Source organism: Streptomyces boncukensis (assembly GCF_011045075.1).
In the GTDB taxonomy this organism is placed as follows: Bacteria; Actinomycetota; Actinomycetes; order Streptomycetales; family Streptomycetaceae; genus Streptomyces; species Streptomyces boncukensis.
On the sequence record NZ_JAAKZZ010000817.1, the window covers coordinates 1 to 2,177 of the forward strand.

General features: G+C 74.6%; 2 protein-coding genes and 1 pseudogene. 1 reads left to right on the forward strand and 2 read right to left on the reverse strand.

Annotation, left to right across the window (positions count from 1 at the left end):
* Window positions 1–1,519 (reverse strand): NACHT domain-containing protein (locus G5C65_RS35940; RefSeq protein ID WP_165303247.1); only part of this gene is annotated, 1,519 nt, incomplete at its 3' end.
* A gap of 76 nt (window positions 1,520–1,595) precedes the next feature.
* On the opposite strand from G5C65_RS35940, the gene G5C65_RS35945 reads away from it, so the two are divergent.
* Window positions 1,596–1,832 (forward strand): hypothetical protein, encoded by a 237-nt coding sequence (locus tag G5C65_RS35945; RefSeq protein WP_165303248.1) that lies wholly within the window; start codon window positions 1,596–1,598, stop codon window positions 1,830–1,832.
* A gap of 220 nt (window positions 1,833–2,052) precedes the next feature.
* Here the strand turns inward: G5C65_RS35945 and G5C65_RS39880 are convergent.
* Window positions 2,053–2,177: pseudogene (locus G5C65_RS39880) on the reverse strand (IS630 family transposase); the annotation flags it as partial.

The following is a 2,177-nucleotide window of genomic DNA, read 5'->3' on the forward strand; positions in this document are numbered from 1 at the left end:
CCTCCCGCCCCCGCACCCACGCCACCGCGGCTTCCCACAGCGACTCCTCGCCCTCCAGCCGGCACCGTCCGAGCCGGCCCAGCAGGGCCGGCTTGCTGCGGTCGAACCAGAGGTGGAGGTCGGCGCGCTCCGGGTCGCCCTCGAAACGGCTCAGCAGCTTGGCGCGGGCCTTCGGGCCGGAGTCGCCGCGCGCCAGCAGGTGGTCGCAGAAGCGCTGGTACAGGCTCAGCCGGCTGGTCGGCAGCGGGCGCGCGGGGTCGACGGTCGCGTTCACCGCCGCGATGGTGGCCAGCAGCGGGTTGCGGACCAGGTCCCGCAGCCGCCCGTCGTCCGTCTCCGTCACAAAGCGGTCCGCGGCCGAGCGCGCCTGCTCCGCGTCGTCCTCGTACTGCGCCCGGAACCACTTGCGGGCGAAGTCCCGCAGCTCCTCGGTGCCGAACGGCTCCATCGCGTACACGCCGAGCAGCGAGCTGCGCAGCGGCGCGAGTTCCGCCTCGGGGAGCGGACGGCTGGTGATCACGAAGCGGTAGTCGCTGCCGGTGCGTGCGTGCTGGGCCAGCGCGCGGACGACCCCGGCGCGCGCGTCCCGGTCCGCGATCTCGTCCAGGCCGTCCACCATCACCAGCCAGCGCGCGCCCTGCACCCGCCCCGCGAACAGCTCGGCGGGCGGCTCGGACACCAGGCTGTTGCCCAGGCTGCCGGTCACCGCCCGGCACAGGGCCGCGCTCCACGAGCCGGTCTGCCCGACGAGCGTGCGCGCCGCGACGCGTACGGGCACGACGGGCTCCGTGAGCGGCGCGTCCACGGCGCTCTCCTCGCGCTGCCAGATCCGGGCCAGGCGCCAGGCGAGGTGGCTGGAGAACGTCGACTTCCCCGCGCCCGGCTCACCGGTGACCAGCAGGTGCTCATGACGGCCGAGGGCGCTGGGCGCCGGGATGACGGTGTCCGCCGCCGGGCCCTCCGCGCCGGGCCCGCTCTCCGTGCCGGGGGAGTTCCGGGCGCCGGAGCGCGACTCGCCGTAGGCGTCCTCGCCGCCGCTCTCCGGGCCCGAGGGGCGTATGCGCTGGCGCACGTACACCGCGGACAGCGGCGGCTCCTTCACGCCCAGCACGTCATACGGCAGCCGCTCGACCGCCCGGCTCTGGGCCTGGACGAGGTTCTGCAGGGCCAGGGTGGCCACCGGGAGCTGGGACCAGGCGGTGAGCCGGGGCGCCTCGGCCGACTCGCGGGCCGCCTGGGCGCGTTCCATCCCCTCCTTGGCGCGCTGCCACAGCCGCTCGGCCTCGTCCGGGTCGGCGCGCAACCCGACGGCGATCGCGCGCACGACCGCCAGGGGGCGCATGGCGGTGGCGTTGCAGAGGGCGTAGACCGCGTTCTTGTGGCCGATCTCCTCTTGTACGACGGCGTGCGGGCTGTTGAAACCGGCGTCGGCCATCGCCCGCTTGAACCACGCGGACAGCTCCTCCAGTTCCGCGAAACGCCGCGGCCCGTCGCCCTTCGCCGGACGCCCACCTGCCATGCCCGCCCTCCACGTCGAGTTTCCCGGGGTTTCCCCAGCCTAGAGGGAAACCCGGGCCCGCTCGGAGAGTTGGGGCATGCCACTGGACACCGTGCACCCAGCGCTCGCCGCCGCGCTCCTCGCGCTGCCCCAGCTCTGCCTGCTGACGCGGGCGTGGATCCGGCACCGCACCGCCGTGCGCCTGGAGCAGGAGCGCACCCGGCGGATCCAGCTCGCCCTGCGGCGCTCCGGGGACGAGCGGCGCGCCGACCTCGTACGGGCCTGCGCCGAACTGGAGGCCGCCTCCCGTGCGGGCCCGCCGGGCGCCCCATAGGTGCCCTTCTGATGGATCGTGCCGGGCCGGGCTGCCCCTTGCGGCTTCGTCGCAGGGTGCGGGCGCTCTGTGGCCGGTCGCGCAGTTCCGCGCCCCTGGCGGGGCACGAATGCGCCCCGCCAAGGGCGCGGGGAACTGCGCGAGCAACCACGGCGACAGCCGCAGTCCGCAGGACGCAGCAAGGGGCAGCCCCGACCCGGCGCAATCCGCCGGAGACGCCCTAGTGTCCTGAGTCGGAGATTCGTCGGCAGTAGGTTGCGACCTTTTCGAGGATCTCGTCGGCGGTCTTTGTCCAGATGAAGGGCCGGGGGTTGGTGTTCCAGTCGGCGAGCCAGGTGCGGATGT

Excerpts from the sequence above, each read along its gene's own strand:
- G5C65_RS35945 (WP_165303248.1), top strand. The coding sequence starts at position 1,596 with ATGCCACTGGACACCGTGCACCCAGCGCTCGCCGCCGCGCTCCTCGCG.